The following is a 24,707-nucleotide window of genomic DNA, read 5'->3' on the forward strand; positions in this document are numbered from 1 at the left end:
CAAGAGGACCTCCTGGAAAGACTCCTGCCCGCCAGACGACTCCGCAGCCAGCCCCGTGTCGTGAAGCGCAAGATGTCCAACTACTGGCTCAAGCGAGCCGAGCACCACGCCTGGCCCCAGCCCACCCGCACCGGCACCCAAGCCATCCGCATCAAACGACCCCAACCCGCAGACCCATAAAGCAACGGCATTGGTCTTAGACCGTGTCCTTGCCGACGTGGACGTTGACCCGGTATGGGGCTGTGAACGTGGCGCTGGAACGTGCCGGACGGGTTGTGGGATACCGCTGGGCCGCTGCTCCTTGAGGCACGGGCACGGCCACAAGGCGGTTGAACGGCCAACTCCGATGCAGTGCTGGGCCTACCTCTGCCGAGACCTGTGGGGCGTGGCGGGAGCGGGCTCGTTCCCGGCTTGCGGGACGGGAACCGGTCACGATCGCCACCACCGGCTCCCGTCCCATCTGGCGTGTCAGGCGCCGTCGCTCTCCAAGCTGAGCACCCGCAGCACCCTGATCAGCCCGTCCGCGTCGACGGTCACGCGCTCGATGCCGCCCTGGGGGTCGGTCAGGTCGAGGCGGCGCGGATCAAGGTGCTGCGGGCGATGTGGCCGAAGCGGTTGGCGGGCATGAAGAAGTGCGTCAGTGAGCGGTGGCGAGAGTGAGTGCGAAGCCGGCGTTCGGGTCGGCCCAGGCTTGATTGATGCGGAGGCCCGCGTCGCCCGGCGCCTCCAGGCCCTCACCTTGCACCGCCGCGAGCAGAACAACGCATCCGAGCGGCGGTCGACGCCGACCACCCACCGGGCCCCGCACTCCGGGCACTCCACCTCGCCCGTATCGCCCTGAACGGCCGCCAGCCGCCTGCGCAACCGCCGTTCCCGACGCCACTGCCCGGACCGACACACCGACGAACAGCGCCCCGGGCCGGGCTCCCGGCCTCAGCCGTTCGCCGCAGCACCCGCAGATCCTTTCCCCGGCCCGACCGGCGTCCTCGGACACCAGGCCAGCGTCTACTCAGAACCGGGGCTTAGAAACACGCACTTACTCTGCCGCCACGTGCGGACCCGCACCCCTCAGAAGGACTTCGTCGGCCAGTCCAGGAGCCGGGCCCCGATCACCGCGGTCTGCAGTGTGTAGCGGTGCACCGGGTCGGCAGGGTTCGCGCCGGTGAGCTTGTGGATGCGATCCAGGCGGTAGGTGAAGGCGCGCACGCTCAGTGACAGCCGCCGGGCCGCCTCCGCGGCCACGCAGCCGGAGTCGAAGTACGCGGTGAGGGTGTCGAGGAGCGACTGGGCGCCGCCGCGGGCCGCGATGAGCGGGCCGAGGGTGCTCTGCACCAGGTCGGCCATGGCCTGCCGGTCGCGGGTGAGGACGGGATAGACGAGGAGGTCGGCGGCGCGGAGGATGGGCGCGTCGAGTTCCAGGCGTTCGGCAAGGCCGAGGGCGTTCAACGCCTCCTCGTACGACTGGACGACACCGGCCGCGCCGGGCTGCGGGCGGCCGATCGCCACCTGTCCCCCGTCGGTGGCGGCGAACGCCTGCTTGGCGAAGTAGGTGACGACCTCGTCCTGGTCGCCGGGGGCGATGCACACGAGCCGGCCGTCCTTGGTGGTGAGCAGGATGCTGCGGTCACTGAACCGGCCGATCAACGCGCGCTCCACCTCACGAGGGACCGGGTCTCCCTCGCCGTACGCGTCCTTGCCGCGCGCCACGGCGACCGCGTGCGCGGAGGCCAGCCGCAGCCCGTAGCGTTCCGCGCGCTGAGCCAGTCGGCCCAGGTCGCTACGGCCATAGAGCAGGTCGTCGATGAACTCGCGGCGGGCGGCCTCTTCTTGGCGTACGGCCAGATGTTGGGCCCGTTCGTAGCCCTCGGCGAACGCGTCGATGGCCTGTGCCGCGGCGGCCAGCACGCTGTCCATGGATGCACCGTTCGCGGTCGGTCGGCCGGCCCGGGTGGCGGCCATGTGGGCACCGACCAGGGCACGCAGGCCGAGACCGGCCTCCGCCGCCTGCTCGCCCAGGACACGGCGCGAGTCGAGTTCCTCCCGGGTCAGGCGACGGCCGGTCTCGGAGGCGTCAGCCAGGATGCGGGCGTACCCGGCCAGGTACTCCTGGTACTCCTCGGATACGTCTCGCCCCGCCATGTACGCCCCCGGATCCGTTGGTGCACCGCTGACGCCTTTTTAGCGCATGCGCCAGGGCACGCGATCCGTCGGGGGCGAAAGCGCTGCCGGATTGCTGCAAGCGCGTAGAACATGGCGACACATGGGCGAAGGGTTTGGCTGGGTCAGGACACCAGCGGCGAGGAGCCGCGGCAGGTCACCGAAGGGAGGACATGTCGGGCGCTCCCGCTGTTACGGCCATACGCTGCCCGCAGGTGTGCCGGGAAGCCTGGTCGGCGGACATGCCCGCCTGCCCCGGAGCCCCTGATGCACCCCCGGGCGGGGCACACGGCTGGTCATCACACATGCCGAAGACCGGGCGCAGTCGGTCCTGCGCCAGGTCGGCCTGTCCCGTGCCCTGTCGGACAACGACGGCGGCCCCCAGTGAGGTGGATCGTTCCATGCGGCGGCTCATGTGGTCGGCGCACCCGTCCGGAGCACCGCCGCGGTCTCCGGATACCGCGCGACCAGGAGTCCCTGGGTGGCGGAGTACTGGGGCAGGAAGAGCCGAAGGCAGCTGACTATGCCGGAATCCGGCAATCTTCGGGCCGCTCGAGTGCACGCAGAGGACCTGTTAATGCCGCATAAAGAACGTGTAGGGTTCCCTTCGGTGTGCCGGGAAGCCTGGTCGGCGGTCTTGAGATAACTCTCTTCACCGATCGGGGTCGGGCTCATGGTGCTTGTCGTGGTCTTCGGGGTGGCGCTGCTCATCGCGGTGCTGCTGTCGGGCTTGGCGGCCCGGACGGTGCTGTCCACCTCCTTCCTGTTTCTTGTCGGCGGTGCCCTGGTCAGCGACGGTTTCCTCGGCCTGATCCACATCACTCCGGACAGCGACATCGTGTCTGTTACGGCCGATCTGGCGCTGTTCGCGGTGCTGTTCACCGATGGCATGCACGTCTCCTTCCCGACCCTGCGCGCCAACTGGAAGAACCCGGCCCGCGCCCTCGGGCTCGGCATGCCGCTCGCGTTCATCGGCATGGCGCTGATCACGCACTTCCTGGTGGGCCTGGACTGGACGACGTCCTTCCTGGTCGGCGCCGTCCTGGCACCGACCGACCCGGTGTTCGCCTCGGCCATAGTGGGTCGTAAGGAAGTCCCCGCGAAACTGCGGCAGTTGCTGAACGTGGAGAGCGGCATCAACGACGGGCTCGCCCTGCCGGTCGTCCTCATTTTCATCGCCGCGGCCGGACCCACAGCCGGGCACGCCGAGGCGTCCCTGGCGAAGATCGCGCTGGAGCTGGTCCTCGGCCTGGTCTTCGGGGTCGTGCTGCCGCTGACCGTGATCGGCCTCGTACGCTTCCGGCTGCTGGGCGCCGAGCCCAAGCTGCAACCGCTGCTGCCGCTGGCGATCGGCGTGATCCTGTACGCCACGTGCCACCTCACCCATGCCAACCCCTACCTCGCGGCGTTCTCCGCGGGCGCCGTCCTCACCGCCCGCTCCCCGGAGGCGAAGACAGCGTTCGAACCGCTCGGCGAGGCGCTGGCCGAGCTGGCGAAGTTCGCGGCACTGCTGGTGTTCGGTGCGCTGCTCACCCCGCAGCTCTTCGGGGACCTGTCGGTGGGCGGTTATGTCGCCGTCGTCCTGGCCATCGTGCTGATCCGGCCGGCGTCGCTGCTGCTCTCGCTGCTGGGCACCCGGTTCGACCGGCGGGAGAAGCTGGTCGCCGCCTGGTTCGGCCCGAAGGGGTTCGCCTCGGTGGTTTACGGGCTGCTGGTGCTGCAGGCCGGGATACCGCAGGGCGAGGAGGCGTTCACGCTCATCGCCGTCTGCATCGCCTTCTCGATCGTCGCGCACAGCAGCACTGACGTGCCGATCGCCCGCCTGTTCCACGTCGACGAGCTGGCCGGTGTGCCCGGTGCCCGCCACGACGAGGACACCGCCCGCACCAAGAAGGAGACCGGCCATGTCGGCGCGTGAACTTGCCGAGCCCTACCCGTTCGTGTCCACAGACGACGACGCCACCACGGCGGCCCTGTTGCTGGCCGAACACCAACTGCCCGCACTGCTGGTCGTCGACACCGACGAACAGCCGTACGCCATCGTGCCCGGCTCCCAGCTCATCGGGCAGCTGCTGCCCGAGTACGCGCTGGAGGACCCGCCACTCACCGCAGTGCTCGACGACCGGTGCCTCGACGACGTGCCGGAGAGGATGGCCGGACTCACGGTTGCCGAATGGCTGCCGCGGCGCCGTTTCTGGGCGCCGGTCGTCGGGCCGGACGCGGGTGTCCTGCAGATCGCCGCCCTCATGGCCCGCGCACATAGCCCGCTCGTCGCCGTCGTGGAACGCGACGGCGACCGTGCCCAGTTGGTGGGCGCCGTCACGGCCGCCCGCCTCATGGAACGACTCATCGGAGGATCGTGAACGGCTGGCAGAGCTGGGCGGCAATCGTCGTCTTCGTGGCGACGTACGGCCTGATCATCAGCGAAAAGATCCATCGTGTGGGGGCAGCCCTCGGCGGCGCCGCGCTGATGCTGGCGATCGGGGCGACCGACGACAAGTCGGCCTTCTTCTCCGAGCACAGCGGGGTCGACTGGAACGTCATCTTCCTGCTCCTGGGCATGATGATGATCGTCGGCGTGCTAAAGAAGACCGGCATGTTCGAATACCTGGCGATTTGGTCCGTGAAACGGGCCAAGGCCAAACCCTTCCGGGTCATGGTGATGCTGATCGTCATCACCGCCATGGCCTCGGCGCTGCTCGACAACGTCACCACGGTCCTGCTCATCGCGCCGGTCACGCTGCTGGTGTGCGAGCGGCTGTCCCTGCCGGCTGCGCCCTTCCTGATCGCCGAGGTGCTGGCCTCGAACATCGGCGGTATGGCGACGCTGGTCGGCGACCCGCCGAACATCATCATCGCGAGCCGGGCCGGGCTCACTTTCAACGACTTCCTGGTCCATCTCGCCCCGCTGTCCGCGATCCTGATCGTGGTGCTCGTCGCGCTGTGCCGCTTCCTGTTCCGCAAGTCCTTCGTCTATGACGAGGCGCGCGCCGACGAGGTCATGGCGCTGGAGGAGCGCGAGGCCATCCATGACCCTCGTCTGCTCGTCCAAGGGCTCGTGGTGCTCGCCCTGGTCGTCATCGGTTTCGTGCTGCACCCGGTCCTGCACTACGAGCCCAGCGTGGTCGCGCTGCTCGGCGCGGGCCTGCTCATCGCCATCTCCGCCGTGGAGACGGGCGACGTTCTCGGCGAGGTCGAATGGCCCACCCTGGCCTTCTTCGCCGGCCTGTTCATCATGATCGGCGGACTGATCGAGACCGGCGTCATCGGCGAGGTCTCCAAGACTCTCGCCGACGCGATCGGTGACAACGAACTCGGCGGCTCGATGCTGCTGTTGAGCGCGTCGGCCGTGCTGTCCGGCATCGTCGACAACATCCCGTACGTCGCCACCATGGCCCCGATCACCAGCGACCTCGTGCAGTCGATGGGCGGGTCGGGCAACCACGTCATGTGGTGGGCCCTGGCCATCGGCGCCGACCTCGGCGGCAACGCCACCGCCATCGGCGCCTCCGCGAACGTGGTCGTGCTCGGCATCGCCGAACGAAACCGACAGCCCATCTCCTTCTGGCAGTTCACCAAGTACGGACTTGTCGTCACCGTCGTCACTGTCGCGCTCTCCGTCGGCTACGTGTGGCTGCGCTACTTCGCCCTCGCCTGACGGACGGCTGCTGCGTCATCCACAGACTGCAGCACGCCAGGTGCACAGAGGGTCTCTCCACGCCGCCAATGGGTTGGAGGAGCGGGTGGTGCCGCTGCGCAGGGAACTGGCCGAGACCGAGGCGGAGGTGACCCGGCTGGAGGCAGCGGAGGTCGTCTTCCGGCATTACCTGGCCACCCCCCGGAGCATTGACCGTCATCGGCAAGGTCGTGCCCTGAGCGTCTTCCCGATCCCGGCAATCACGTACGCGCTCGCGCCGGCGGCCAGTCGATTCCGGCCGCGGTCAGGATGCGCCCGTACTTCGTGAGGCGACGCCGGGCGAGAAACAGGCCAAGTGCCCACAGCGCGGCGAAGAGCAGCCAGACGGCGGCGCAGACCAGCAGGGCGGTCGGGGTGAAGCCGGTCTGGGAGAGCGGGATGAGCATGGCGACCGGGAGGATCACGAGCGCGATCAGGCCGCGCCGCCGGTGAGTGCGGCTGTAGTCGACCAGGATGCGGGCGTGCAGCAGGTCGACGTCGCGCTGGGCTTCGGGCAGCGGACGCAGACGCCCCCCGCCAGGGCGCATGCCCGGCAGCTGACCGCCTTGCAGCGCAGTCGGGTACCGCTCGGCGGTGCGGGTCGCTCGCTCGACGGCGTCTGGCAGGCGACGGAAGGCGAAGTACGGGTTCGGGCTCCCCTTCGGCGAGATCGGGGACAGCCCCTCGTATCGATAGCCGTACTGCTCGGCGACGTAGGAGAAGGCCGCGAACTTCCGCCAGGACCGCTGCAGATTGCGGGCGTCGTGACGCTGCGCGCCCTGCGAGCCGTCCCGCAGCAGGGCCTTCAGCTGGGGCTGCAGGAACATCACGCCTCCTGGTTCCGGTTTTGTGGGCGCTGTCAGCATGCCGTAGCGGTGTGGTCACGACGATGGCGGAACCGCTCACATCACGGATAGCTTCCTGTCACCTGGATGATCCGGCTCCCCACGGACGGGAGGCGAGCGGCAGTTGTAGGGGGATGAGCGGTGGGTTCGTCGAAGTATCCCAATCTCGGGTTCGATCCGGCACCGGGAGACCTGGAAACCGTGCGGCTGATGGTCTCCGCTATCGGACGGGTCAACCGCGACAGCGGCACCGCCCAGATGCAGCTCAGCAAGATCGGTACGTCCGACGGGATCTGGGTGGGCAAGTCCGCCGACACGTTCACCAAATCCGTCGAGAAGATCCCCCCGTACCTCAAGAAGGCGCTGGACTCGATCAGTTCGGCCCACCGGGCACTGTCGAACTGGGAGACCAGCCTCGACGGCTTCCAGTCGCGGGCCCGCAGGCTGGAGGAGGAGGCCGCCGCGGCCGCCCGGAAGGTGAGCACCGCGAAGGGCAACCTGGACGGGCTGCCGAAGGACACGACCACGCTCTCCGAGAAGGAGAAGGACGAGCACGACAAGGACAAGCGGGGCAAGCAGAAGGCGTACGAGACGGCCAACGACGAGCTGGAGGACGTACGCAGCCGGGCGCGGACCCTGCACATCGAGTACACCACCGCCGCCGACGCCACCGCCCGCACGATCAAGGACGCCGCGGACGACGCACCGCCCGAGCCCGGCTGGTTCGACGACTTGGTGGACGGCTTCACGGACTTCCTCGCCGACGCCTGGAACATCCTGAGCGACCCGAACTTCTGGAAGCTGGTCGGCGACATCCTCGCCGATATCGCCATGGTCATCGGCGTCATCTGCCTCGTCGCCCTGGCCCTGGGCACCGGCGTCGGAGCGCTGGGCCTGATCGGCCTCATCGTCGGCATCGGCGCGCTGGCCGCGCACAGCGCCGCCATGATCGGCGGCGCGGAGGGCGTGACCTGGCAGACCCTCGCCTGGGACGCGCTCGGCGTGGTCGCCGGCGGCGTGGGGCTCGCGGGCGCCAAGCTGGCCCAGGCCGGGCGGTTGATGGTGCAGTCCGGGCGGGCGCTGCGGGCGTCCGAGGGGTTCATGGCGACACTCGGCAAGATCGGCCCCGGTGCCTGGGGCAACATCGCCAAGATCCCCAGCGGCATGTCCAACTCCCTGCGCGGCTTCGCCATGTCCGGCCAGGGCTGGGTTCATGTCGCCACCGGCAGGACGCTCGACGTCGTCGGCACGGTCACCGGCGTGGGCTTCGCGGCGGGCTCCAACACGAACGAGGGCCGGTGGCTGGACGGCGACTGGAACATCTCCGACATCCCTCTGGTCGGTCCCGGGGCCGCATTCTTCGACTACGAGGCGCCGGACAACGAGCCCAGGACCATGGCACCCGGCCCGCTGGGACCGCGGTTCGACACCGGCACGACGCTCACGTCCGCCGGGGACAGCTTCACGAGGGGCCTGCAGCCCTCGAACTTCGGGACCGTCGCATGACCCAGAGCCCCGTCGAAGCCGCCGCCGCACGCGAGATCCCGTACGCCTTCCAGTACACGGTCCCCGACGAGTTCGTCCGCCTGCCCGACCACACCGCCTCCGACGGCTGGCGGGAATCACTGGCGAAGCTCATCCCGGACGCCGACGAGGAGCAACTCGCCTCCGCCACCCAGCAGTTGCGCGCCACCCTGCCGGGGCTGTCGGCGGGCGGCGAGGAGACAGTCGTCCTCACCGCTATGTGCCTGGGCACCGAGGACGTTGACGGTGACGAGCGGCTCTCCATGGGCCTGCTCGCCGTCACCGTGAAGCCCAGCGGGCACCGCGACCGGCTGCTGGCCGCCGAGGGCATCTACCGGGCGAAGGAGCAGAAGTTCTTCGCGGGCGAACGTGAGCTCCAGGAGCTGGACTTCGCGCTGGGCAAGGGTGTGCAAGGCAGGCAGGACATGCTGCTGGCGGCCAAGCTGCCGTCCGGGCCCGGCGTCATGTCCGCGTCCCTGCGACTGCTCACCCTGCCCGCCGCGTTCGCGGCCGAGACCGGCATCGCGGACGTCGCCGGTACGGGGGAGGCGGTGCGGCCGACGCTGCCCATGGCCTTGCTCCAGCTGATCGTTCCGGCGCCGCGCGGCTACTGTGCGTACGTGACGATTTCCACGCCGTCGGTGTTCCTGCTGGACTCCTACTGCGGGCGCCTGGCACAGATAGGCCGGACGTTCACCTTCGACGTACCGAAGGAGAACCGCTGAGCCTGGAGGGCAGCGGGCGCGGGCTACTTCTTGCCCTCGCTCGTCTTCTTCTTCAAGTCGTCGTACAGCTTCTGGTCCAGCTTGGTGAATTCCTCTCTCGCCTTCTTGGCGAACTTCGAGACGCCCTTGGTGAGCTTGGAGAGCTCCCCGAAGCCGTAGTCCCACGAGTCCGCGAAGTCGTCACAGGCGGACTCGAGGCCGCTGTGCCCGATCTGCGAGGAGTCGGCGTGCTTCATCTCCTTGGAGGCGGACTTCATCTGACCACCGCTGGTCTCCAGCGTGCCCGCCATCTCCAGCACTTCATCACCCGCGAACTTCAAGAAGGACAACCCGACTCCCCACGCCGCATGCCACCGGTGGCTCAAGAGCACTGACGTTAGGCGCGGGTCCGCGGTTTCGCCAGCCGCTTCCCGTTGCCCGGCCGCTGATGCTCACTTCGTCGACGTCGGTCGTGCGGTACGGGCGGTGGCGTCCAGCAGGGTGTTGAGGCGGAAGGCGACGAGCGTGGAGTCGACACGAAGGGCGCGCGGAATCAGCCCCTCTACTTCACGATGAAATGCCCCTTCACCCTCCCCTTTCACAGACCCCGCAGCATGTGCTGGGTGTCCTCGGCTTCGCGGCCGATCCACTCACCGGCCTGCGACCGGTACCGCACGCGCAACTGTGCGCCGCCTGCTGCAGCGTGTGGACAGTGACGCGCTGGGCGCGGTGATCAGCGCGTATCTGCAGGCCAGAACGCCGCCCCGGCCGAGCCGGAGACGAAGAAGGGACCGGTGCGGCGGGTGATCTCGGTCGACGGCAAGGTGGTACGCGGGTCACGGACCAAGACCGCCACAGCGATCCAGCTGCTGATGGCGATGGACCACCACAGCGTGGTCCTGGCCCAGCAGCAGGTCGCCTCCAAGAGCAACGAGATTCCCTCCTTCGCACCCCTTCTGGACGGCCTGGATCTACAGAACACGGTGGTGACCGCCGACGCGCTGACGGGGCCTGTCTGATCGGCCGCGGCGCTCACTACGTGGCTGTGGTGAAGAAGAACCATCCCGGCTTGTACGCCCAGGTCAGGAAGCTGCCCTGGCGGGACATCCCGCTCGGGCACCGCGCTGCGGCCATGCGGCCTCCGGAGGCCGCATGGAGCCGTGCTTCGCCGTCGGTCGGGGCTCGGATATGTGGTCGCCGCTCTTGTCAATCCCCGAGGCGCGTGACGGTCACGGTTCGTGATCGGAGTGACGCGATCCGCGTTCAGTGGGGATCGCCGCGTATGTTTCGTGTCAATGACCTGGCCCGCGTCCCGAATGCGTACGACGCTGTGTACAGGAACATTTCCATCAGATGAGGAGCCGGTCGTGCGAGCTCGTGACCTGGCGGTCGGATACGAAACGGTGAGCGTCGACAGTGACGCCTTGGAGGCGGCCCGGCTGATGGCCGAGCACAAGCTGCCCGGTCTGCTGGTGCTCGACGAGCGGGGCGAGCCGAAGGCGATCCTGCCCGCCTCCCAGATGATCAAGGTGCTGGTGCCCGCATACGTCATCGAGGACCCCACGCTCGCCGCGGTCGTCGACGAAAAGCATGCCGACCGGCTCTGCCAGGCGCTGGCCGGCCGCCGCGTCGGGGACTGCCTGTCCAGCAAGGCGGCCCCGCCGCCGATCGCCGACCCGGACGACACCGCGCTGGAGGTGGCCGCGCTGATGGCACAGGTACGCAGCCCGCTGGTGGCGGTGGCGGAGAAGGCCAAGGACGGCACGCATCTGCTGGGTGTGATCACCGCCTCGCACCTGCTCCATGAACTCCTGGGTGCCACAGGGGCGTTGAGTACCACGTGAGGTGACTACCACGTGACCGGGCGCGACCCCTCGGCGCGTACGGGCTATTCCATGCCGGAGACCCGAAGGATTCCGCGCCATGCCTCGGCGTCGATCCGCACCCTCAGCCGTTCCAGCACCGGCATGCCAGACCGCAGCGTCCCCTGCTCCAGGGACCGGCGCGCACCCTGATCCAGCTCGTGCCACAGCAGCGGGTTGGTGACCAGGACACGCGGGTCCAGCACCAGCCGTCCACCGGACGTATCGCTCAGGACCAACCGCTCGGCGACCCCTTCGGACATCCGCACGGCCGCCAGTTGGTCGGTGCGCACGTGGTGGTGGGACACGAGCCCGCGTGCGTCGAGTCCACCGTTTTCCGCGCTCACTCGTGGCGGCGTCAGGATGATCAGGAGCAGCACGGCGAGTGCGGCCCACAGCACGGCGCGCGTGGCGGTGAGCCCCACGAGCCCCCAGTCGAGCAGCATCAGCATCCCGAAGAGCAGCACTCCATAGAACACCGCGCTGCGCAGCTCCCGCGCCCAGTAACGGTCATGGACCACTGCGACGGCAGCCACACGGTGGGTGTCGCCTACTGAGGCACGCTTCTTGCTGCGCCGTTCCATGCGAGCCACATTAGGCACGCCACCGGGTCATGTCTCTGTCCGTGACAAAGCTGCCTTGGGCCGGAGGGTCAGCAGGGCCCACCGATGGAAAATGCCGCTCCGTCCGGTCCCGCGCCTGCCGATCGAGCGCCTTGCGCAGGGCGCGCCGCCCGGGGCACCTCAGCGCTCCCCGGGATCAGGGGCCGGGCGTGCCGCGTGGCGGGCTGCGGGGTTGGCCATGAAGTGGCGGGGGTCGGTGGCGCGGGTGATGGCCGACTCGACGGCGGCGACGCGGTCTGCGAGGAGACCGAGGGCGGCAACTGCCCTGGTGAGGGGGTCGCCGTCCGGGCCGCCGAGGGTCTGTGTGCGGACGTACGTGGCCTTCAACTCGGCCCAGCGTGCGACCTGTCCGGTGCTGAGGGTGCCGCGTAGCTCGGCCAGTTTCAGCAGGTTGGCCTCGGCTCCGGTGGTGAGGGTCTGGGCCTCGGCCGTGTAGTGGTCGTCCAGGACGGCGGCCAGCTCCGCGTCGTTCATGACGGGCTGGATGCGCTGGGCGATCTTGTTCATGTTGCGGTAGGAGCCCTGGAGTCGGAAGGGCGGCTCGGTGCGCGTGCTGTCGGTCTGCGCGGCGGAGGCGATGTAGGCCGCGTTCACCGCGAGGACCGTCTCGCGCGTGGTGAGCAGGTGGCGCAGGACGGCGAGGATCTGTTCCAGTTCGGCGGGGGCGTACGGGTGGGTGAGGTCGTCGGCGCGAGCGGTGGAGTCGCCCTCGGCCAGCCGGATCAGCAGGTCGAGGTCGGCGCGGTCGCGGCCCGCGAGGGGGGCCAGGACCGCGGTCGCGGTCAGGGCGTTCTCGATGAAGCTGACCGCGAAGGCGTCCTCCTTGCCGGTCAGGACGTCACCGAGGTTCCATACGTCGGCACGGTTGGCCAGCATGTCCGGGACGCGGAAGCGGCTGCCCGACTCGGTGTAGGGGTTGCCCGCCATGCAGACCGCGAAGCGCTTGCCCCGCAGGTCATAGGTGCGCGGCTCGCCGTTCCGCACGCCCTCGATACGGCGCGTGGCATCGCACAGCGGGATGAACTTCTGCAGCAGCTCGGGCGAGGTGTGCTGGATGTCGTCGAGGTAGAGGAGCGTGTTGTTGCCCGCCTCCAGCGCGAAGTTGATTTTCTCGATCTCCTGGCGGGCGGTGACGTTCGGGGCCTCGGCCGGGTCGAGCGAGGTGACCGCGTGCCCGAGGGCCGGGCCGTTGACCTTGACCAGGACAAGACCGAGGCGGTCGGCGACATACTCCATGAGCGTCGTCTTGCCGTAGCCGGGCGGCGAGACGAGCAGCAGCAGACCTCCGCTGTCGGTCCGCTTGCCGTCACCGGTCGTGCCGAGCTGCTTGGCGAGGTTGTCGCCGATGAGGGGCAGGTAGACCTCGTCGATGAGGCGGTTGCGTACGAACGCGGTCATCACTCGCGGGCGGTACTCGTCCAGTCGGATACGGGACCGCTCGGCGGCGACCAAGGCGGTGCGCTGCCGCTGGTAGGCGCGGTGGCCGGGCACGTAACGGGTGCGGAAGTCGCCGGTGCGGGCGAGGAGTTCGTCGATGCGGACTGTGAGCGTACGGCCGGTGATGCGCGGGTGGGAGCCCAGCAGTCCCTCGACCGTCTCGGTCAGCGGCGCGTCGGACTCGTAGCGCGCCAGGTCCTGGCAGAGTTCGGCGGCCACGGACTCGGCGAGGTCACCGGGGTCGAGGTCCTTGCCGGTGGCGGAGATGTACGCGGACAGCCACGCCTCCACCAGCTGGCGGCGTACGGCGAGGTCGTCGAGCGCGGCGAGATCCTCGTCGTACGCGGAAGTGCCCACCGTACGGCGGAACTTGTCGAGCAGCGTGCGCGCGGCCGAGCTGATGACGAACCCGTCGGGGCCCCTGGTCAGCTCCTCGAAGAGGTACGCGGCGGCGAGTGCCTGGTCGGCGCGCCCGGTCGGCGTCCCACCGGCCGTGGCGGATCCGGTCTGCACGCTCCCCACCGTGGCGGGACCGGCTACCACGCCGATTTCAGCGCTCGGCCCTCGCAGCGTCGCCGCCGCGGCAGCCACGGAGCCCGCCATCGCGGCGCGCGTCCCGGCCCACGCGCCGATCGCCTCCGCCAGCTCCCTCTCGAAGTCGGCGATCGCGGGGGCGAGCCCGAACGTGTCGCGGGCGCGGGCCAGCGACACAGCTCGGCGAGTCCAGAACGCGCGCTCGTCATCAGTGGTGCCGTGGGCCCAGAAGAGCTGGGCGGCGGCGCGGGCGGCAGGCCGGTGCCGCAGCGGGCCCGCTCCCTCGTGCAGCCGTAGCAACGCGGCGAGGATCGCGGTCGCGTCGTGGTCGTGGACGCCGCGCTCGTAGCCCTCGTCGTACGACGCCTCCGCGGCCTGCCGTACGAGGATGGCGAGGTCGCCGGTCTTGGCCAGCGCGGCCGCGCCGTGCTCGTCCAGGAGCCGGGCGGCGAGGTGTTCGGCCCGGTAGACGTTGGGGGACTCGGAGGGCAGCGGCCGGTCCCAGTACGGGCGGGTGGCCGCGAACTCCGGGTCCGTCACCGGTGAGCGGTAGTCCGTGCCGGTGAGCGCGAAGGCGAGACCGTCACCGTGCGGAACCAGCGTGAGGTCGAGCGGCTGGGTGTTGACAGCGAAGCGGTGGCGGCCCAGGCGGAGGGTGCGGCCGCCGTCGGCGTACAGATCGGTGCGGTCGCGCAGGGCGCGGGACGCCTCCTGACGGGCGGCATTCAGCCGGCCGTCCAGCTCCTCCGCGCGCACCTGGTCGCCCAGTTCGCGCAGCTCGTCCGCCGTACGCCGGACCTTGGCGACCATCGGGTCGGAGGCGAAGTAGGTGCTGACCGCGTCGGTGTCGGCGAGCGTGGCGGCGCGGCGTGCCACCGTCTCCAGGACCCGGGACGCCGAGGCGGCGAGCTGTTCGGCCCGGCGGGCGCGGGCGTCGGCGAGGGTCTGCTTGCGTGCGGAGAACGCCTCGTAGACCTCGGTGCGCTTGTCCGCCAGCTCGCCGAGGAAGTCGTCGAAGTCGGCGAAGCGGGCTTCCAGGTTCTCCAACTGGACGAGCAGGCGGGCGAGTTGCTCGTCGCAGGACTCCAGGCTGTCGGCGGCCGTGAGCGCGCCGGCGGCGGACTGGCCGAGGAGCGCGAACTCGGCGGCGAACTCGGCGCGCCCCTCGTGGTCGAGGAGTTCGCGGCGGCGGGCGTCGAGTGTGGCGCGGGCGCGGTTGACGCCGCCCAGGACCTCGGCGATGCGCTCCAGGATGGACGTACGGACCGTGGCGTCGCCGATGTCGAGTCCGGCGACGACCTCGGTGACGGTCTGCAGCCCGTCGGTCAGTTCGTCGAGGCGGGCCGTGACGGGTGCGGCCTCGGCGACGGTGGTGATCGACTCGGCGTCCGTGACGAGTTGCTCGAGGTCCTGGTGGTGGCCGGTGAAGGCGTCCTCGCGGGCCAGGAAGGCGACGGCACGCTGCCCGAAGGTGGCCAGGTCCGCCTCGGCATCGGCGGCGAGTTCGTCGATGCGAGCGGTGTCCGCGTACCGCATCTCCTTCAGGGTCAGCAGATGCCCCTGGGAGTGGCGCAGTTCGGTCAGGCCGCTCACCCAGGCGGCGGCGTCCCGTGGCGCCTCGCCGCGCAGGCGCCGTACGAGCGAGGCGATGCGCTGGGCCGCCTCACCAAGCGCGTTGGCAGCCTGCCGGGTGAGGTCCTGCACGGTCTCGAACTCGGTCAGCACCTGCCCGGCCGTGGCACGGACCGCGTCCAGCGGGGTGCGCAGGTCGCCCAGTTCGTCGTCACCGAGCCAGTGGTAGGTGTCGGCCGCTCGCACGCAGGCGTCGACCAGGGCCTCGTACACCTCGCCGGCCGGGGTCATGTCCGCGACGGCGCGCGTGACGGACAGACAGTCGGAGATACCGCGTACGAGGTCGGCGTTGCCGACGCGGGCCAGCGGTCCGGTGCCGGTGGGTGCGGTGGCGGCGTGCGTGTCGGAGACGTACGGGGAGCGCCACAGCTGGATGGGGTGCACGCGGGCCGGCTCGTCGCTGTCGGCGCGCAGGACCATGAGCGTGCCGTCGTCGAACAGGGCCCAGCCGTGGCAGGACAGCGGGGTGGCGACCTCCTTGCGGATCATGTTGTAGGGCAGCAGCAGGCTGCGGCCCTCCACGCGCGCGTGGAACGCGAACAGCACGTCCTCGCCGTTGGGCGAGCGGACCACGCGCTCGAACTCCAGGTCGGCCGTGTCCGTGCCGTCGAAGGTCTTGTACGCGCCCGTGGCCAGGCAGTAGCCGCCCGGGAAGACGATGCCCTGGTCCTCGGGCAGGCGGCGGCAGGCCTGCCCGATGCCGTCGAGCCGTACGACGGCCTTGGTGAGCGTGTTGAACACCAGGTATCGGTGGGCGTCCTCCTTGTAGGGGCGGATCCGCAGCAGGACCAGGGCGCCCACGCGCGCGTGGGCGATGTCCGCGTCGGCGAGGGACTGCAGCCGCTCGTCGACCGGCTCGGCGTAAATCCCCTCCCCGGTCTCGGTGTTGTCCTCGACCTTGACGGTAAGAGTGCCGCTGACCGTCTCGACGAAGACCTCGCCCTGGACGGACACGTGCGGGTGGCGGCCGAGGACGTGGTCCTCGCGGGTCGCGTCGATCCACTCGAAGTCGTGGGAGGGCGGGAATACGTGATCGCGCTCGCCGCGCGCGTCCAGGAAGGTCGCCCGGCCGTCGTCGGACAGCGCCCAGCGCAGGACGCGGATGTCCTCGGCCTTCTCCCCGGTCTGGAACACCGCAAGCAACTTGCCGTCGGTTCGGCGCAGTTGGAGGAGGTGGGCCTGACGGTAGTAGCGGTAGAGGGCCGCGAACTCCCGTACGAACGCGGGGTCGTCGAGGAGACCTGGGACGGCGTCCTCGGGCAGCCGGTTCAAGTCGTGGTCGTGCATCGCGAAGACGTCGGCCACCGTCGTCTCAGGCTTGAGGCCGAGGAACACGTTGTAGCCGAACAACAGGTGGTCGCCGACGGCGACGATGTCGCGCGGAACGCAGTTGTGCTCGGTGCGAATGCGCTCGGTGCCGGTGAGTTCGAGCCGAGTCGAGCCGAACTCCTCGGTGCGGCGGGCATTCAGCGCCTCGGCGCGCCGGGCGAGCTCGGCGGCCTGCGCGGCGAGGCGGTCGCGCAGCACTTCGTACGTGCCGGTGTCGAGCGCGTCGTACGTACCGGTGTCCGGGCCGGTTGCCATGGTCCAGCTTCCCTTCGAGGAGCGGGGTCCGGAGCTGCCGTCCCCTGTGCGGCAGCTCCGGACTCGTGGGGCGGGTGATCAGGCCTTGACGCCGCCGTTGAGCTCGGCGAGCGGCAGGTCGGCCAGGCCCAGTTCGCCCGCCCGGTCCATGAGTTGCTCCAGTCGGCCGGCGTTGGCTCCGCCCGTGTTCATCAGCTTCATCAGGAGCGCGGAGACGGTCAGGTTCTGCACGTCGGCCGTGGAGACCGAGCCGAGGACGCGGCTCAGGTCGTCGGTGAAGCTCGACGTGCCGTCCAGCCAGGGCCCCGCGAGCGCCTGCGCGGTCTCGGAATGCTGTACGAAGCCGTCGACGCTCTTGCCGAGCGCGATCGAGGAGACGAGGCGGTCGAAGAAGACGGACTCCCCGCCGACGATGTTGATGTCGGCGTTCTCCAAGCCGGTCGCCAGCACCGTGGCCTGTGCCTCGGCGACCTGCCGCTGCACGTCCAGGCCGGCCAGCCGGATGTCCTTCTCGGCCTCCAGACGCAGCCGGTACTCCTCATGCCCGCGGGACGCGTCGTCGAGAGCGGCCATCGCGGCGGCCTTCTCGGTCAGACCGGCCGCCTCGGCCTTCAGCTTGCCGCCGATCGCCTCGGCCTCCGCGAGAGCCTTCGCCCGTGCGCCCTCGGCCTCCGCCTTGAGGCGTGCCTCGGTGGCCTCCGCCTCCGCGAGGCCGGCCTTCTCGATGACCTCGGCCTCCTTGTCGCGGACCTGGACGGCCGCGAGTCCTTCGGCCGCCGCCTCGGCCTGGATGCCCTCGGCTAGCCGCAGCTTGGCCCGCGCATCCAGGTCGGCGGCCTTCAACCCCGCCTCCGCCAGCGTGAGTTGCTCAGCCGCCCGGTGCGTGGCCGCCTGCTCGGCCGCCTCCGCCGCCTTGATGTCCTTGACCAGCTTCTCCTGCGCCTGAGCCTCGGCGGCGATGATCACCGTCTGCCGGCCGCGCTCGGCCTCCTCCAAGGCGCGCAGCTTCTTGATGGACTCCTCCTGCTCGGCGACCGTACGGTCCACCGCGACCCGCTCCCGGATGACCTCGGCGATCTCCCGCTTCTCCGCCTCGACCTCCTTCTCGGCGGAGATCCGCGTCAGCTGGGTCTCCCGCTCCCGGGCGATGACTTCGAGAAGGCGGTCCTTCTCGATGCGCTCGTTCTCGATGGCGATGACCCGCTCGCGGTTCTTCTGCGCGACGGCCACCTCACGGGCCTGGTTCTCGCGCTGGATGCCCAACTGCTCCTCGGTCTTCAGGAAGGCACCCTGCGACCGCAGCCGCTCCTCCTCCATCACCCGTGCCGTCTCGGCCTCTTCCCGGGCCCGTACGGTGTCGATCTCCCGCTTCTGCTTGATCTCGGCGTCGGCCTGGCGGCGTTCCAGTTCGAGGATGGCCTCCCGGGCGTCGACGTTCTGCCGGGTGATCTCCTTCTCCTCGGTGCGCTGGAACTCGTTGGTGCGTACGTGCTCGATGGCCGTCAGCTCGGTGATCTTGCGGATGCCCTGCGCGTCCAGGACGTTGGCCGGGTCGAGCTGGGAGAGCGGCGTCTGCTCCAGGTAGTCGATCGCCGCGTCCTCCAGGCTGTAGCCGTTGAGGTCGATACCGATGATCTCGATGATCCGGAAGCGCAGTTCCTCGCGCTTGGTGTAGAGGTCGGTGAAGTCCATCTGCTTGCCGACGGTCTTCAGCGCCTCGGAGAACTTCGCGTTGAACAGCTCCTGCAGCGTGTCCTTGTCGCTGGCCCGCGCCGTGCCGATCGCCTGGGCGACCTTGATGACGTCCTCGACGGTCTTGTTGACCCGCACGAAGAACGAGATCCGGATGTCGGCGCGGATGTTGTCTCGGCAGATGAGCCCGTCTCGGCCGGCCCGCATGATCTCGATGGTCTTCACCGAGATGTCCATCACCTCGGCCTTGTGCAGCACGGGCAGCACAACCTGCCCGGTGAAGGTCACATCGACCTTCCGCATCTTCGAGACGATCAGCGCCTTGCCCTGCTCCACCTTCCGGAACAGCCGGGAGAAGACGAACAGCAGGGCGAGAGTGGCAAGCAGGACAACGGCGACGAGCACGCCGATGCCCACAGTCATGGCATCCATGGCATACGTCCTTGAGGCATAAGGGAGTTGATTGATGAGGGAGGAAGGCGCCGGGGCGTATCCGGGTGGCGACGCGGCTCAGGCAGCGCGATCCCGCGGATAGGGCGCGTCGGCGCGATCTCGAGAGTCGAGCACGGCCGCATGCGGCATGAGGCGCAAGGGTTCCTCGACGTCGTAGGCGGCACACGGCGAAGTCGTGCTGTCGCCGATGCGGGCCTCGGTGTGCCGGGGCGGCTCGGGTTCATCAGGGAAGAGGCGGTGCAGCGGCCGTACGAACAGGCGGGTCAGCCGCCAAGCGGCGAGCAGCACCCCGAGCGGCACCACCAGGCGCAGCAGCCCGCCGAGGATTCCCGAAGGCACGTACGCATCCAGCAGGATCGCCGTACCCAGACTGAGGAACCAGGCGAGCACGGTCAGCAGTGAGAACGCGACCGCCACCGGCACCCCGCCCATGCCCCAGGCATCGAGGTCCGCATCCGCATCCGCGTCGAAGCTGTCGGAGCCGGCCGCGCCGAAAGCGACGAGAACCCAGAATCCGACGACCACGACGAGGGCGGCGGTGAACAGGAGGGTGGGAAAGCCGGTAGCCGCTTCAAGAAAGGCCCGCATGTCCACCCCCGCTCACCACGTCATCGCACCTGGCCTGTGGGGAGGACCGGGCCCCAGTGCCGGGACCGACGTCCCTGCCGGTATCGAGCACCGGGGCTGCCTGTGGCTCCCCCTGGGGACATCTTGCCTGCGGGAGACCCGCCCCCGCATTGCCGGAACCCGGCAGCATTCCCCCGAGCCTCGATGCCGGTCCCCGCTAAGAAAGCGTCACCGGCGCATCAAGATGCAGGAGGACTCCAGGAGACGAGCGTCGCCCTCCTGACGCGCCTCACCACGCACCCACGCACCTCACTGGCGCCGCGCAGTCCGGCCCAGGAAATGAAGCCCGCCCGCCGGCTCGGCGAACACGGCGGCCCGTACCGACTGAACAGACGATCGGGGGATCACCTGGAACCCCGGCGCGAAGGCCAGGAAACCGGCAACCAAACCGGGCTCGTCGCTGCCCGGCCGCCACCCTGATCCGGCGCCGTCGGACGGCCACCCTTGGCGCATGGCCCGCTTTCAGCACACGGTGACACTCGCCCCCGTACCCCGCCACTGGTTCGAGTCATGCGTCGTCATGCTCCACGACCTAGCAGAGAGTCTCGAAGATGACGGGGCGCGGCTGCGGCTACCCGACGGTCGTCCGCTGCCGGAACTGCTCTTGGGCGAGGGACGCCATCTGCAACCAGGCGCCCGATACCACCCCGGGAGCGACGAGGACGGGGAGCCGGATCTCGACGCGGCGCTCACGGTGCTGGCCTGGGACCGGCGGCGGGAGACGGCCCTGGAGATCGTCACCCTCGGCGACGACTCCCCCAACCCCACACACATGGCCTGCGCGCTCAGGCTCACCAGCGTCGAACGGCCACGGGAGGCGGAGCTCTCGGGGAAGATGCGGGCAAGCGGCGGCAAATGGACGAAGTACATCAGCGGCAGCGGGCGCCTTCACCTCGACCTCGGCACGTGGTGGCCCTCCGCCGCGGGCCTCGGCCGCCCCACGGCCCCACCCGTCACCGGTACCCTCCACCACCCGCTCACCCGCGCCACGGCGACGGTCGTGCCGCGTCCGGCTAAGGACGGGCGCTGGCGAGTCACCGTCAAGGTACGAGTCACGGGCCGCTCCTTCGCCCGCCTGCTGCTCCCCGTCGCCATGGCCGTCATGGGACGGCGGGCACGCGCAGCCTTCGCCGAGGCGCTGGATGACACGGCGGAGGCGTGGAACGGACAGGTACCCGTGCTGGTCCGCAAGGACATGGAGCGACTGCGCCTGGACCTCGTCGAGTCGCTGTTCAATGCCGATGAGGAACACAAGCCGGAGGCACCTCGATGACCCGTGTACTCGTGGTCGAGGACGATCCGCAGATCGTCCGGGCTCTGACGCTCAGTTTGAAGGCGCGGATGTACGAGGTTGGCACCGCCTCCGACGGTGCCACGGCCCTACGGTTGGCCGCCGCCTACCTGCCGGATGTAGTGCTGCTCGACCTCGGGCTGCCGGACATGGACGGCATTGACCTCATCAGAGCCCTGCGTGGCTGGGCCCGAGTTCCGATCCTGGTGGTCTCCGCCCGCCATACCCCGCTGGAGAAGGTCGCGGCCCTCGATGCCGGCGCCGACGACTACGTGACCAAGCCGTTCAGCATGGATGAGCTGATGGCCCGGCTACGTGCCGCCATCCGTCGCACCGAGGACGTGGGGGCGGGTGAATCGGGGATCGTCGCCACGGACGATTTCACCATCGACCTGCTCGCGAAGAGGGTCCGCCGCGGTGAGGAGGACGTACATCTGACCCCGACACAGTGGCAGTTGCTGGAGGTGCTGATCCGCCGACCGGGGCGGCTGGTCAGCCACAAGCAACTGCTCCAAGAGGTATGGGGCCCGCCGTACGAGACGCAGACGCACTACCTGCGGGTCTACATGGCGCAGCTGCGGCGCAAACTGGAGACGGACCCCTCACATCCGCGGCATCTCATCACCGAGCCCGGCATGGGATACCGCTTCGAGAAGTAATCTCCTTCCTTTCCCTCCTGTCCCGTCCAGTACCGGCCCGGCGATCGGGAGCTGGACGCTCGCGGTCGGTGTGTCGGTCGCCTCGGTCGTGGACCTGGCCGCCCGCCGCACCCACCAGGCCGCCCGGCTGCGGGCCGAGTCCGAGACCCTGTCGTTCCTGGCGGGCAGCATGCTGCGCGGTGAGGACAGCCTGGCCGCACTGCTGGAGCGGGTACGAGAGACCTTCGGTATGGAGTCGGTGGCGCTGCTGGAGCGGGCGCGCGAGGCCGAGCCGTGGACGTGCGCGGGCAGCGCCGGGACGGCCCGTCCCATCGAGCGCCCTGTGGACGCCGACGTCGACATGCCGGTCGGCGACAACCTCGTACTCGCCCTGTCCGGGCGGGTGCTGCCCGCCGAGGATAGCCGGGTGCTCGCCGCCTTCGCCGCCCAGGCCGCCGTCGTCCTGGACCGCCAGCGGCTGAAGCAGGAAGCCCGACGGGCCCGCGAGCTGGCCGAGGGCAAACGCATCCGCACCGCACTGCTCGCTGCCGTCAGCCATGATCTGCGGACCCTGTTGGCCACCATCAAGGCCTCGGTCACCTCGCTGCGCTCCGACGACATCGAATGGTCCGAGGACGACCAGGCGGAACTGCTGGCGAGCATCGAAGAAGGCACCGACCGGCTGGACCACTTGGTGGGCAACCTGCTGGACATGTCCCGGCTGCAGACCGGCACCGTCACACCGCTGATCCGCGAAATGGACCTGGACGAAGTGGTGCCGATCGACCGCGGCCCCGGGGTGCCCGACGAGGCCAAGGAGAGGACATGACCATGGTCCTCACCCTCAAGACCGCCCCCGGCCGCCCACCCGTACCCCCCGACCTGCCCGCCCACATCACCTCGTGACAGCTGATCGGACTGGTCATGTGCGCGCTGGCTCCCGGCTTGTCCGCCCACGGCCGTTGGAGGCGGGATCGCCGGTCCGGCGATGCCGTCCCCACGGCCCCTGCCCAGAAGGAGGACTCAGCTGAGTTCGGCGAAGGACTCCACATCGTGGATCTTGCCGGTGACGACGATGACATCGCCCTTCTCTATGACCGTCTCGGCGGTGGCATAGGTGAAGCCCTCGCCCGGCCGCTTGATGCCGACGACCGTCACCCCGTACTTGCTGCGCACCTGGCTCTCGCCGAGCGGCATGCCGGTGGAGATGGCCGGGGCGATGGTCTTCACCAGGGCGTAGTCGTCGTCGAACTCGATGAAGTCGAGCATCCGGCCGGTCACCAGGTGGGCGACGCGCTCACCCATGTCGTGCTCGGGCAGGACGACGTGGTGCACGCCGAGGCGTTCGAGGATCTGGCCGTGCTGGCGGCTGATGGCCTTGGCCCAGATGTTGGGCACATTCGCCTCCAGCAGGTTGGAGGCGATCAGGATGCTCGCCTCGATGTCGGTGCCGATGCCGACCACGGCGCTGCTGAACTCGTGCACGCCGAGCTGGCGCAGCGTCTCGGGGTCGGTGCAGTCGGCGACCGCCGCATGGGTGAGATCGTCGCTGATCCGCTGGACGAGGTGCGGGTCGGTGTCGACGCCGAGAACGTCCCAGCCGCGCCGGATCAGCTCATGGGCCAGCGAGCTGCCGAAGCGGCCGAGGCCGATCACGGCCACGCGCTGGTCACCGTGGCCGGAGGCGGCGGCGTGCTTGGCGAGCCGCTTGCGGCGGCGACGGCGCAGGGAGTGCAGAAAATTAGCCAATGACGGGTCGCTCCTCGGGTAGCTCGTAGCGGCGCTTCCGCTCGCGCAGGGCAAGCGCCGAGACCAGGGTGACCGGGCCGAGCCGGCCGACGAACATGAGCAGGATGACGATCAGCCGGCCGACGGTCGGCAGGTCGGCGGTGATGCCGGTGGACAGCCCCACCGTGCCGAAGGCCGAGACCGACTCGAACAGCACCTCCTCGAAGGGCTTGTCGACCACGGCAAGCAGGGCGAGCGTCGCCGTCATCACGAAGCCCACGCCGGCCAGCGCCACGGTCAGCGCCTGCCGCAGCACATGCGGCGCGAGCCTGCGGCCCATCACCGCGGACGTGGGCTCACCGCGCACCTCGGCGAGCATCGCCGCACCCAGCACCGCGAAGGTGCTGACCTTGATGCCGCCCGCGGTGCCCGCGCTGCCGCCGCCGATGAACATCAGCATGCAGGTCAGCAGCAGCGTCGCATCGGTCATCGCCCCGACATCGACACTGTTGAACCCCGCGGTACGCGACATCGCCGAGTGGAAGAATCCCGCCAGGATCTTCTTGTCCCAGTCGAACGAGCCCAGCGTGTCCCGGTTCGTCCACTCCAGCACACACGTCAGCAGCGTCCCGGCGAACAACAGCACGGCCGTGGTGATCACCGTCAGCCGGAAGTGCAGCGACCAGCGCCGCCGACCCGTGGCGCGGGCCCGGTTGCGGTGCCGCAGCAGCTCCAGCAGTACAGGAAAACCGATTCCTCCGAGAATCACGGCCGCGGCGACGGGCAGCGTCATCCACGGATCCTGCGCGTACTTCGTGAGGCTGTCGGCGTGCAGTCCGAACCCGGCGTTGTTGAACGCCGACACGGCATGGAAGAACCCCAGATATGTGGCGTCCCAGATGGACTCGGCGTAGCCGAAGCGCAGCCGCAGTGCCAGCATCGCGCCCACCGCGAGTTCCACCGCGAGCGTGCATCCGGCGACCCCGAGCAGCACCCGCCGCACATCGCCGATGTCCAGGCTCTTGGTCTCCGCCTGTGCGGTCAGCTGCATCCGCAGCCGCAGTTTTCCGGAGATCAGCAGACCCAGCAGCGAGGCCATCGTCATGATGCCAAAGCCGCCGATCTGGAACAGGACCAGGATCACGCCCTCGCCGAAGCCGCTCCAATAGGTGCCGGTGTCCACCACGGCCAGACCCGTCACGCATACTGCGGACGTGGCCGTGAACAGCGCCGTCACCGCATCGGCGCTCCGGCCGTCCTCTGCGGCGACGGGCAGCATCAGCAGCACCGTCCCCAGCAGGATCACCGCCGCGAAAGCCATGACCACCGTACGAGCGGGATGCGCCGCCAGGAGCGACTGCATTATCCGCACCGCGCGTTTCGCCACACCCCCGCCTTCCTGCCCCGCCAACGTTCGGTAAAGGATCCATCAGCATCCAGCCAAGATCCAGCGGGCTACCTTAACCGAGGCCGTCCGAACCGCACCCTGAGCGAGTCGACCGAGGCTTCGGGTACGTACTCTTGAAGTGCACGGAGTGACGGGGCTCGGGAGGTGCCCCATGGCCCGCAGACACCGCTTTCACCTGGACCGGGACGGCCATTCGGTCACGGTTCAGACGGGCGAGGCATCGGCCGCCGTAGAGCTCCTCGTCGACGACAAAGTGGTCGCCTCAGAGGGCGGTATGTGACGTGATGTCGCA

The 24,707-nt window shown here is 69.4% G+C and carries 21 protein-coding genes and 1 pseudogene; 13 read left to right on the forward strand and 9 right to left on the reverse strand.

Going from position 1 to position 24,707, the window contains the following annotated elements; genetic code table 11:
* Both ACGFNK_RS21955 and ACGFNK_RS21960 read left to right on the forward strand, forming a co-directional pair.
* On the forward strand, window positions 1-180 hold a 180-nt coding region (locus ACGFNK_RS21955), incomplete at its 5' end, for a hypothetical protein (RefSeq protein WP_393418271.1).
* A 285-nt stretch (window positions 181-465) separates the two neighbouring features.
* The gene (locus ACGFNK_RS21960; RefSeq protein WP_393418273.1) at window positions 466-660 is read left to right on the forward strand and encodes a hypothetical protein; all 195 of its coding nucleotides are present in this window, start codon (window positions 466-468) and stop codon (window positions 658-660) included.
* Window positions 661-1,068: 408 nt separating this feature from the next.
* On the opposite strand, the gene ACGFNK_RS21965 is transcribed toward ACGFNK_RS21960, so the two are convergent.
* A complete protein-coding gene (locus tag ACGFNK_RS21965; RefSeq protein WP_393418275.1) occupies window positions 1,069-2,139 on the reverse strand; it encodes a PucR family transcriptional regulator in 1,071 nt (356 codons plus the stop codon).
* A gap of 691 nt (window positions 2,140-2,830) precedes the next feature.
* On the opposite strand from ACGFNK_RS21965, the gene ACGFNK_RS21970 reads away from it, so the two are divergent.
* From ACGFNK_RS21970 to ACGFNK_RS21980, 3 genes are read left to right on the forward strand one after another with little or no spacing between them, the layout of a single operon-like run.
* Window positions 2,831-4,075, forward strand: a complete 1,245-nt coding sequence (locus ACGFNK_RS21970) for a cation:proton antiporter (protein ID WP_393418276.1) — start codon at window positions 2,831-2,833, stop codon at window positions 4,073-4,075.
* Complete coding sequence (locus tag ACGFNK_RS21975; RefSeq protein WP_393418279.1) at window positions 4,062-4,520, forward strand: CBS domain-containing protein; 459 nt, start codon at window positions 4,062-4,064, stop codon at window positions 4,518-4,520. Before ACGFNK_RS21970 ends, ACGFNK_RS21975 begins: the two co-directional genes overlap by 14 nt.
* Window positions 4,517-5,815, forward strand: a complete 1,299-nt coding sequence (locus ACGFNK_RS21980; RefSeq protein WP_393418281.1) for an SLC13 family permease — start codon at window positions 4,517-4,519, stop codon at window positions 5,813-5,815. The genes ACGFNK_RS21975 and ACGFNK_RS21980 overlap by 4 nt, the downstream gene beginning before the upstream one ends.
* Window positions 5,816-6,054: 239 nt before the next feature.
* On the opposite strand, the gene ACGFNK_RS21985 is transcribed toward ACGFNK_RS21980, so the two are convergent.
* Window positions 6,055-6,660, reverse strand: coding sequence for a hypothetical protein (locus ACGFNK_RS21985; RefSeq protein WP_393418283.1), 606 nt, complete (start codon window positions 6,658-6,660; stop codon window positions 6,055-6,057).
* 159 nt (window positions 6,661-6,819) lie between these two features.
* Between ACGFNK_RS21985 and ACGFNK_RS21990 the strand changes: the two genes are divergently transcribed.
* Both ACGFNK_RS21990 and ACGFNK_RS21995 read left to right on the forward strand, forming a co-directional pair.
* Window positions 6,820-8,184: a putative T7SS-secreted protein gene (locus ACGFNK_RS21990; RefSeq protein ID WP_393418285.1), complete on the forward strand. Its 1,365-nt coding sequence runs from the start codon at window positions 6,820-6,822 to the stop codon at window positions 8,182-8,184.
* A complete protein-coding gene (locus tag ACGFNK_RS21995; RefSeq protein WP_393418287.1) occupies window positions 8,181-8,927 on the forward strand; it encodes a hypothetical protein in 747 nt (248 codons plus the stop codon). Before ACGFNK_RS21990 ends, ACGFNK_RS21995 begins: the two co-directional genes overlap by 4 nt.
* A gap of 23 nt (window positions 8,928-8,950) precedes the next feature.
* Here ACGFNK_RS21995 and ACGFNK_RS22000 read toward each other — a convergent pair whose 3' ends face one another.
* Window positions 8,951-9,256: a hypothetical protein gene (locus ACGFNK_RS22000; RefSeq protein ID WP_393418289.1), complete on the reverse strand. Its 306-nt coding sequence runs from the start codon at window positions 9,254-9,256 to the stop codon at window positions 8,951-8,953.
* Between the two features lie 444 nt (window positions 9,257-9,700).
* Between ACGFNK_RS22000 and ACGFNK_RS22005 the strand changes: the two genes are divergently transcribed.
* Both ACGFNK_RS22005 and ACGFNK_RS22010 read left to right on the forward strand, forming a co-directional pair.
* A complete protein-coding gene (locus ACGFNK_RS22005) occupies window positions 9,701-9,925 on the forward strand; it encodes a transposase (RefSeq protein WP_393418291.1) in 225 nt (74 codons plus the stop codon).
* Between the two features lie 348 nt (window positions 9,926-10,273).
* Window positions 10,274-10,750: a CBS domain-containing protein gene (locus ACGFNK_RS22010; protein WP_393418293.1), complete on the forward strand. Its 477-nt coding sequence runs from the start codon at window positions 10,274-10,276 to the stop codon at window positions 10,748-10,750.
* Between the two features lie 44 nt (window positions 10,751-10,794).
* Here the strand turns inward: ACGFNK_RS22010 and ACGFNK_RS22015 are convergent, their stop codons facing one another.
* The 4 genes from ACGFNK_RS22015 to ACGFNK_RS22030 all read right to left on the reverse strand — a co-directional run bounded on the left by ACGFNK_RS22015 (window position 10,795) and on the right by ACGFNK_RS22030 (window position 19,311).
* A complete protein-coding gene (locus ACGFNK_RS22015) occupies window positions 10,795-11,352 on the reverse strand; it encodes a hypothetical protein (protein WP_393418295.1) in 558 nt (185 codons plus the stop codon).
* A 159-nt stretch (window positions 11,353-11,511) separates the two neighbouring features.
* On the reverse strand, window positions 11,512-16,578 hold the full coding sequence (locus ACGFNK_RS22020; RefSeq protein WP_393418297.1) for a DNA repair ATPase: 5,067 nt from the start codon (window positions 16,576-16,578) through the stop codon (window positions 11,512-11,514).
* Window positions 16,579-16,656: 78 nt separating this feature from the next.
* On the reverse strand, window positions 16,657-18,702 hold the full coding sequence (locus ACGFNK_RS22025) for an SPFH domain-containing protein (RefSeq protein WP_393418299.1): 2,046 nt from the start codon (window positions 18,700-18,702) through the stop codon (window positions 16,657-16,659).
* A 78-nt stretch (window positions 18,703-18,780) separates the two neighbouring features.
* Window positions 18,781-19,311, reverse strand: coding sequence for a hypothetical protein (locus ACGFNK_RS22030; protein ID WP_393418301.1), 531 nt, complete (start codon window positions 19,309-19,311; stop codon window positions 18,781-18,783).
* A 490-nt stretch (window positions 19,312-19,801) separates the two neighbouring features.
* On the opposite strand from ACGFNK_RS22030, the gene ACGFNK_RS22035 reads away from it, so the two are divergent.
* From ACGFNK_RS22035 to ACGFNK_RS22045, 3 genes and pseudogenes are all read left to right on the forward strand, one after another.
* Window positions 19,802-20,623 (forward strand): hypothetical protein, encoded by an 822-nt coding sequence (locus ACGFNK_RS22035; RefSeq protein ID WP_393418303.1) that lies wholly within the window; start codon window positions 19,802-19,804, stop codon window positions 20,621-20,623.
* On the forward strand, window positions 20,620-21,300 hold the full coding sequence (locus ACGFNK_RS22040; RefSeq protein ID WP_393418305.1) for a response regulator: 681 nt from the start codon (window positions 20,620-20,622) through the stop codon (window positions 21,298-21,300). Before ACGFNK_RS22035 ends, ACGFNK_RS22040 begins: the two co-directional genes overlap by 4 nt.
* A gap of 58 nt (window positions 21,301-21,358) precedes the next feature.
* A pseudogene (locus tag ACGFNK_RS22045) lies at window positions 21,359-22,093 on the forward strand (sensor histidine kinase); the annotation flags it as partial.
* A gap of 209 nt (window positions 22,094-22,302) precedes the next feature.
* Here ACGFNK_RS22045 and ACGFNK_RS22050 read toward each other — a convergent pair.
* A complete protein-coding gene (locus ACGFNK_RS22050; RefSeq protein ID WP_393418307.1) occupies window positions 22,303-23,028 on the reverse strand; it encodes a potassium channel family protein in 726 nt (241 codons plus the stop codon).
* Window positions 23,021-24,370, reverse strand: coding sequence for a TrkH family potassium uptake protein (locus ACGFNK_RS22055; protein ID WP_393418309.1), 1,350 nt, complete (start codon window positions 24,368-24,370; stop codon window positions 23,021-23,023). The genes ACGFNK_RS22050 and ACGFNK_RS22055 overlap by 8 nt, the downstream gene beginning before the upstream one ends.
* A 196-nt stretch (window positions 24,371-24,566) precedes the next feature.
* On the opposite strand from ACGFNK_RS22055, the gene ACGFNK_RS22060 reads away from it, so the two are divergent.
* Entirely contained in the window at window positions 24,567-24,695 is a 129-nt protein-coding gene (locus ACGFNK_RS22060) for a hypothetical protein (protein ID WP_393418311.1), read from the forward strand.
* The last annotated feature ends 12 nt before the right edge of the window (window positions 24,696-24,707 follow it).

It is taken from the genome of Streptomyces sp. NPDC048825 (genome assembly GCF_043198355.1).
Taxonomy (GTDB): Bacteria; Actinomycetota; Actinomycetes; order Streptomycetales; family Streptomycetaceae; genus Streptomyces; species Streptomyces xiangluensis.

Bases quoted from the DNA above. Each gene is read 5' to 3' on its own strand.
- ACGFNK_RS21965 (WP_393418275.1), bottom strand. From the start codon at position 2,139: ATGGCGGGGCGAGACGTATCCGAGGAGTACCAGGAGTACCTGGCCGGG.
- ACGFNK_RS21970 (WP_393418276.1), top strand. From the start codon at position 2,831: ATGGTGCTTGTCGTGGTCTTCGGGGTGGCGCTGCTCATCGCGGTGCTG.
- ACGFNK_RS21975 (WP_393418279.1), top strand. From the start codon at position 4,062: ATGTCGGCGCGTGAACTTGCCGAGCCCTACCCGTTCGTGTCCACAGAC.
- ACGFNK_RS21985 (WP_393418283.1), bottom strand. From the start codon at position 6,660: ATGTTCCTGCAGCCCCAGCTGAAGGCCCTGCTGCGGGACGGCTCGCAG.
- ACGFNK_RS21995 (WP_393418287.1), top strand. From the start codon at position 8,181: ATGACCCAGAGCCCCGTCGAAGCCGCCGCCGCACGCGAGATCCCGTAC.
- ACGFNK_RS22015 (WP_393418295.1), bottom strand. From the start codon at position 11,352: ATGGAACGGCGCAGCAAGAAGCGTGCCTCAGTAGGCGACACCCACCGT.
- ACGFNK_RS22020 (WP_393418297.1), bottom strand. From the start codon at position 16,578: ATGGCAACCGGCCCGGACACCGGTACGTACGACGCGCTCGACACCGGC.
- ACGFNK_RS22025 (WP_393418299.1), bottom strand. From the start codon at position 18,702: ATGGATGCCATGACTGTGGGCATCGGCGTGCTCGTCGCCGTTGTCCTG.
- ACGFNK_RS22030 (WP_393418301.1), bottom strand. From the start codon at position 19,311: ATGCGGGCCTTTCTTGAAGCGGCTACCGGCTTTCCCACCCTCCTGTTC.
- ACGFNK_RS22035 (WP_393418303.1), top strand. From the start codon at position 19,802: ATGGCCCGCTTTCAGCACACGGTGACACTCGCCCCCGTACCCCGCCAC.
- ACGFNK_RS22040 (WP_393418305.1), top strand. From the start codon at position 20,620: ATGACCCGTGTACTCGTGGTCGAGGACGATCCGCAGATCGTCCGGGCT.
- ACGFNK_RS22055 (WP_393418309.1), bottom strand. From the start codon at position 24,370: ATGCAGTCGCTCCTGGCGGCGCATCCCGCTCGTACGGTGGTCATGGCT.
- ACGFNK_RS22060 (WP_393418311.1), top strand. From the start codon at position 24,567: ATGGCCCGCAGACACCGCTTTCACCTGGACCGGGACGGCCATTCGGTC.